The sequence below is a fragment of the Streptomyces sp. SID486 genome (assembly GCF_009865385.1).
Taxonomy (GTDB): domain Bacteria; phylum Actinomycetota; class Actinomycetes; order Streptomycetales; family Streptomycetaceae; genus Streptomyces.
In genome coordinates, this window is sequence record NZ_WWJT01000610.1 from 23,742 (window position 1) to 30,310 (window position 6,569).

Below are 6,569 nucleotides of genomic sequence, written 5' to 3' on the forward strand. Positions count from 1 at the left end.
CGATTGGGTCCCCACGCCGGGGGAAGATGCGGGATCATGTCTGGCATGACCGAGGTGTCCTCGCTCACAGGGCGGCTGCTCGTGGCCACCCCCGCCCTGGCGGACCCGAACTTCGACCGCGCGGTGGTGCTTCTCCTCGACCACGACGAGGAGGGCTCCCTCGGTGTCGTGCTCAACCGCCCCACCCCCGTGGTCGTCGGCGACATCCTGGAGGACTGGGCCGACCTCGCGGGCGAGCCCGGGGTGGTCTTCCAGGGCGGCCCGGTGTCGCTGGACTCGGCGCTGGGTGTCGCGGTCATCCCGGGCGGCGCCGACGGCGACCGCACCCCGCTGGGCTGGCGGCGGGTGTACGGGGCGATCGGACTGGTCGACCTGGAGGCTCCGCCCGAACTGCTGGCCGCGGCCGTGGGCAGCCTGCGCATCTTCGCCGGTTACGCCGGCTGGGGACCCGGCCAGCTGGAGGACGAGCTGGTCGAAGGCGCCTGGTACGTGGTCGAGTCCGAGCCGGGCGACGTCTCCTCGCCGGCCCCGGAGAGACTGTGGCGTGAGGTGCTGCGCCGCCAGCGGGGCGAACTGGCGATGGTCGCCACGTATCCCGACGACCCTTCGCTCAACTGATGCCTGTGACCTTCAGTACCCTGGCTGTTATGAGCACTCTTGAGCCCGAGCGCGGGACTGGTACGGGGACCCTCGTAGAGCCGACGCCACAGGTGTCCCACGGCGACGGTGACCACGAGCGCTTCGCCCACTACGTCCAGAAGGACAAGATCATGGCGAGCGCCCTCGACGGCACTCCCGTCGTGGCGCTGTGCGGCAAGGTGTGGGTGCCGGGTCGTGACCCGAAGAAGTACCCCGTGTGCCCCATGTGCAAGGAGATCTACGAGTCCATGAGCAGCGGCGGCGACGACAAGGGCGGCGACAAGAAGTAGGCCCCCGGCTGCCCGGTGGCGGTTGCGGATCCCCGGGGCGCGCGCAGGCGCGGCCCGGGGATCTCTGCGTTCTCCGGCCGCCGACTGGTCCAGACCTCTTGTGGGAGTGCGGTGCAGTGCCTAGCCTTCCATGCGTCGCGCCTGCGTTGTGCAGGAAGCAAAGGTCGTTGCACGACGCGCAACGCGTCGCGCGGGGTGAAGGGCTGATGTCGTGGAACTGATTCCGGCGCCGCGCGCCGTCGAGGGGCGGACGGAGGGCGGCGTGCCGCTCGACCGTGACACCACGCTGTGGGCCGGCCCGGGGACGGAGCGCACCGAACGCTGGCTGCGCGCCACGCTCGGCGCCTCCCTGGGCCTGCGGCTGCCGCCCGGGCCGCGGGACGCCGGCAACGCCGTACGGCTGCTCCTGGACGACGCCCTGGAGCCGGAGGCGTACCGGCTCGGCGCCGTCGCCGGCCGGGGCGTGGAGATCCGCGGCGGCGGCCCCGCGGGCGTCTTCTGGGGCGCGCAGACCCTGCGTCAGCTGCTCGGCCCCGACGCCTTCCGGCGCGCCCCCGTGCGCCCGGACGCCGGCCTCCGGGTCCCGCACCAGGTCGTCGAGGACGCCCCGCGGTTCCGCTGGCGCGGTCTCCTCCTCGACGTCGCCCGGCACTTCATGCCCAAGGAGGGCGTGCTGCGCTATCTGGACCTGATGGCGGCGCACAAACTCAACGTCCTGCACCTCCATCTGACGGACGACCAGGGCTGGCGGATCGAGATCCGGCGGTACCCGAGACTGACCGAGACCGCCTCCTGGCGCTCGCGGACCAAATTCGGCCACCGGGCCTCGCCGCTGTGGGACGAGAAGCCGCACGGCGGCTACTACACCCAGGACGACATCCGGGAGGTCGTCGCCTACGCCGCCGAGCGGCACATCAGCGTCGTCCCCGAGATCGACGTACCGGGCCACTCGCAGGCCGCCATCGCCGCGTACCCGGAACTCGGCAACGCCGACGTCGTCGACACCGCCGCCCTGTCCGTCTGGGACACCTGGGGCGTCTCCGCCAACGTGCTGGCCCCCACCGACACCACCCTGCGCTTCTACGAAGGGGTGTTCGAGGAGGTCCTGGAGCTGTTCCCCGCGGACGCCGCCGAGTTCTCGGGGTTCGTGCACGTCGGCGGCGACGAGTGCCGCAAGGAGCAGTGGACCGAGTCCGTCACCGCCAAGACGCGCATCGCGGACCTCGGCCTCACCGACGAGGACGAGTTGCAGTCCTGGTTCATCGGGCACTTCGACGCCTGGCTCTCCGCGCGCGGGCGCCGCCTCATCGGCTGGGACGAGATCCTGGAGGGCGGACTCGCCCCGGGCGCGGCCGTCTCCTCCTGGCGCGGGTACGCGGGCGGCATCGCGGCCGCTCGGGCCGGCCACGACGTGGTCATGTGCCCCGAGCAGTACGTGTACCTGGACCACCGTCAGGCGCCGGGCGAGGACGAGCCCGTGCCGATCGGTTTCGTCCGCACCCTGGAGGACGTCTACCGGTTCGAGCCGGTGCCGGCCGGGCTCACCGAGGAGGAGGCCCGGCGGGTGCTGGGCACCCAGGCCAACGTGTGGACCGAGGCGATGGAGGACGCCGCGCGCGTGGACTACCAGACCTTCCCCCGCCTCGCCGCCTTCGCCGAGGTGGCCTGGAGTCCGCTGCCCGCCCCGGCGGAACGGGACTTCGCCGGCTTCGAACGCCGGATGGCCGCCCACTACCGGCGCCTCGACGCCCTCGGCGTCGCCTACCGGCCACCCACCGGCCCGCGCCCGTGGCAGCGGCGCCCCGGCGTGCTCGGCCGCCCGATCGAGGGTCCGCCCCCGAACCGGTAGCCGTGTCCGGGCCGCCCGCGAACAGGCGGCCGTACACCGGTCGCTCGCGAGCAGGCGGCCGTGTCCGGGCCGCCCGCGAGCAGGTGGCCGTATCCCGGCCGTCCCCGAACAGGTAACGGGAAAACCCCGGCAGGATCACCGAAGAGTGGCAATCCGCGTGTACCGGTGATGCCGTGCGAAAACGGACCATCTCCCTGGTGAGGTGGGCGAATGCCTCCTAGCGGACCCCCGCGTTCGAGCCTTGCGAAGATGTGCCAGAGTTGCGTCGTCCGCCCTGTCAGCACGTACCGTACGGCAGCACAGGCGGGACCAGGTGGGGCAGCGGGAAGGGGCAGCCGGTTTGACCACGCACGCACCGCAGGCGGCGCAGGCCGTCACGCTGCCCACGACGCTGGACGAGGCCGTGGCGGCCCTCGCCGCCACGCCGACCGCCGTCCCCGTCGCGGGCGGCACCGACCTGATGGCCGCCGTCAACTCCGGTCAGCTCAGGCCCGCCGCGCTGGTGGGACTCGGCCGGATCAGCGAGATCCGCGGCTGGCAGTACCAGGACGGCCACGCGCTGCTCGGCGCCGGCCTCACGCACGCGCGCATGGGCCGCCCCGACTTCGCGGCCCTGATCCCGGCGCTCGCCGCCGCCGCGCGCGCGGCGGGCCCGCCGCACATCCGCAACGCCGGCACCCTGGGCGGCAACATCGCCACGGCCGCCCCCACCGGGGACGCGCTGCCGGTGCTGGCCGCCCTGGAGGCGACACTGATCATCGCGGGCCCGGGCGGAGCCCGCCGGGAGATCCCGGTGTCGCACCTGCTGGCCGGCATGGAGATGCTGCGCGGCGGCGAACTCATCGGCTACGTGCGCGTACCGCTGCTGCACGCCCCGCAGGTCTTCCTCAAGGCCACCGGCCGCACCGGACCCGGCCGCGCGCTCGGCTCCGTGGCCCTCGTCCTCGACCCCGCCAGGCGCGGCGTGCGCTGTGCCGTCGGCGCCATAGCGCCGATGCCGCTCAGGCCCCTGGAGGCCGAGCAGTGGGTCGCGGGACTCATCGACTGGGACAACGACCGCGCCCTCGTCCCGGAGGCCCTGCACGCCTTCGGCGAGTACGTCGCCGCGGCCTGCATCCCCGACCCGGTCCCCGAGCCCGACGGCTCGGTGGCCCCGCTTCCGCCCGCCGTACTGCACCTGCGGCGCACCGTCGCCGCGCTGGCCCGACGAGCACTGGGGAGGGCGCTGTCGTGACCGACGACCAGCACGGAGAGGGCACGCCCCAGGGCGGCGGACGCTGGAACCCGCTGCCCCAGGGTGACTACGACGACGGCGCCACCGCCTTCGTCAAGCTCCCCGAGGGCGGCATCGACGCCCTGCTGTCCGGCGACAGCCCGCTGGCCGCGCCCGGCCACGGCTACGTGCCGCCCCGGATCACCGCCACGCACGCCGACGGCACCCCCGGCACCTGGCCCGTGCCCGACGGCGGCGGCCGGTGGCCCGACGCGGACACCGCGCCCGGCCGGCCGCAGGGCGCGGACGACCGGTTCACCTACGGGCCCGCCGCCACGCAGCAGTGGACCTTCGAAGAGCCCGCGGCACCGGCCGCCCCGGGACACGACGTCACCGGGCAGTGGTCCATCCCCGTCGCCGGGGGCGACCTTCCGGACGAGTCGGGCGAGTTCACCGCGTCCTCGCTGGTCGAGCAGTGGGGCGGCGGGACGCCACCCGCCACGCTGCCCGGCGGCGCCGCGGCGCCCTGGGCGACGGACGGCGCGGGCCACTCCTGGGGCCGCCCCCCGGCCGCCCCGGTACCCGACGCCACCGCCGTGCCGGACCACACGGCCCTGCCGGACGACCCCGCCATGCCTGACCACACCGGTGCGCACCCGGCCGGTGCCGACGCGGCACCGGAGGCGTACGACCCGGGGAGCGGGTACGGCCACGGCACGGAGTACGCGGACGGCGGGCAGGCGGACACCGGGCAGGCGGACACCGGGCATGCCGACGGCGGGCACGCGGGGAACGAGTACGCCGACGGGCACGCGGAGAACGAGTACGCCAACGGGTACGCGGAGAACGAGTACGCCGACAACGGGTACGCCGAGGACGGGTACGCCGAGGACGAACACCCCGACGGTGGCCGCACCGGCGCCGGTCACGCCGACGGCGAGTACCCCGGCAGCGGGCACGCGGACGCGGGTCACTTCGCGGGCGGGCACGCCGCGACGGGGCGGCCCGAGGGCCCGGACGCCGGTCAGGGCGAAGGCGGGCACCCGGACGCCGGTCACCCGCGCGCGGGCCACGCCGGGGCCGGTGACGGTGCCACGTTCGGCGGCACGGGCACGCTCGGCAGCGCGCTCGGTCCCCGGGACACCGGCACCCTCGGCGGTGCGGCGGCGCCCGGCGGACCGGGAGCGCCCGACGCCTCCGGGGAGCCGGTCCCGGCCGAGCGGACGCGGCCCGAGCCCGGGACGGCGCCGGAAGCGGACGCACACGGCCTCGCCGAAGCCCCTGAGCGCCCCGCAGACGCCCCCGCGGGCCACGAACAGCACACGGGGCCAGGCGCCGCGCCCCGGTCCGCCACAGCGCCGGTCACGCCCGATCCGGCGGCGTCCGAGGCCCCGGTGACGACGGCTCACCCCGCGGACCCCGCCGGCGAGTCCGGTCCCGCCCCGGCCGACGCCGCGGCGGACCCGGGCGACCCGGCCACCGCGCCCGGGGACGGAACCGCCGTACCCGGACCCGCCGGGACGCACGGCCCCGCCGACGCGCACGCTCCCGCCGAGGGTGACCGCGCCGCCGAGGACCCGGCACCGGACGGGGCGGCCGCTCCCGAAGAGGCCGGGGACCAGGCCGCCGTAGCGCTGCCGCCGCACGACGACCACCCCCTCGCCTCCTACGTGCTGCGCGTCAACGGCACCGACCGCCCGGTCACCGACGCCTGGATCGGCGAGTCCCTGCTGTACGTGCTGCGCGAGCGGCTCGGCCTCGCGGGCGCCAAGGACGGCTGCTCGCAGGGCGAGTGCGGAGCCTGCAACGTGCAGGTCGACGGCCGCCTGGTCGCCTCCTGCCTGGTCCCGGCGGTCACCGCGGCCGGCAGCGAGGTCCGCACGGTCGAGGGGCTGGCCGAGGAGGGGCAGCCCTCCGACGTACAGCGCGCGCTCGCGCGGTGCGGTGCCGTGCAGTGCGGTTTCTGCGTGCCCGGCATGGCGATGACCGTGCACGACCTGCTGGAGGGCAACCCGGCGCCGACGGAGCTGGAGACCCGGCAGGCCCTCTGCGGCAACCTGTGCCGCTGCTCGGGCTACCGGGGCGTCCTGGAGGCCGTCAAGGAGGTCGTCGCCGAGCGCGAGGGCGCCCACGCCGGCTCCGAGACGGACGGGGACGAGGCACGTATCCCGCACCAGGCGGGCCCCGGCTCCGGCGGCGTGCACCCCTCGGCCTTCGACGCGCCCGGCGTGTTCGACATCCCGCAGACCACCCCCGACGGCTACGGGGACGCCCAGGACCCCGCCTACGGCGACACCGCGGATTCGTACGGCGACGGCGCGAACCCCTACGGGGACACCGCGGACCCGTACGGCGACACCGCGGACCCCTACGGTGACGCCCCGGGCCCCTACGGCACGCCGCCCGGGCAGCGTGACCAGCACTACGGCCAGGACGGAGGCCAGGCGTGAGCAACGAAGCCGGCATCGCGACCAGCGCGGCGGAACCCGCCCCCGCGGCCGAGCCGTTGCCGCACGGCCTCGGCGCCTCCCTGCCGCACGCCGACGCCCGCGCCAAGACCGAGGGCACCTTCCCGTAC

At 75.5% G+C, this 6,569-nt stretch carries 5 protein-coding genes; all 5 read left to right on the forward strand.

Annotated elements, in window-relative coordinates; genetic code table 11:
• Positions 1 to 45 precede the first annotated feature (45 nt).
• The 5 genes from GT045_RS28640 to GT045_RS28660 all read left to right on the forward strand — a co-directional run bounded on the left by GT045_RS28640 (position 46) and on the right by GT045_RS28660 (position 6,441).
• Positions 46 to 618, forward strand: a complete 573-nt coding sequence (locus tag GT045_RS28640; RefSeq protein ID WP_161295697.1) for a YqgE/AlgH family protein — start codon at positions 46 to 48, stop codon at positions 616 to 618.
• A gap of 29 nt (positions 619 to 647) precedes the next feature.
• Entirely contained in the window at positions 648 to 929 is a 282-nt protein-coding gene (locus tag GT045_RS28645) for a DUF3039 domain-containing protein (protein WP_018549697.1), read from the forward strand.
• 211 nt (positions 930 to 1,140) lie between these two features.
• On the forward strand, positions 1,141 to 2,778 hold the full coding sequence (locus GT045_RS28650; RefSeq protein WP_161335952.1) for a beta-N-acetylhexosaminidase: 1,638 nt from the start codon (positions 1,141 to 1,143) through the stop codon (positions 2,776 to 2,778).
• 340 nt (positions 2,779 to 3,118) lie between these two features.
• The gene (locus GT045_RS28655) at positions 3,119 to 4,012 is read left to right on the forward strand and encodes an FAD binding domain-containing protein (protein WP_161298518.1); all 894 of its coding nucleotides are present in this window, start codon (positions 3,119 to 3,121) and stop codon (positions 4,010 to 4,012) included.
• Positions 4,009 to 6,441 carry a 2Fe-2S iron-sulfur cluster-binding protein gene (locus GT045_RS28660; protein ID WP_161335953.1) on the forward strand — a complete coding sequence of 811 codons (2,433 nt, stop codon included), beginning with the start codon at positions 4,009 to 4,011 and terminating at the stop codon, positions 6,439 to 6,441. Before GT045_RS28655 ends, GT045_RS28660 begins: the two co-directional genes overlap by 4 nt.
• Positions 6,442 to 6,569: the final 128 nt, after the last annotated feature.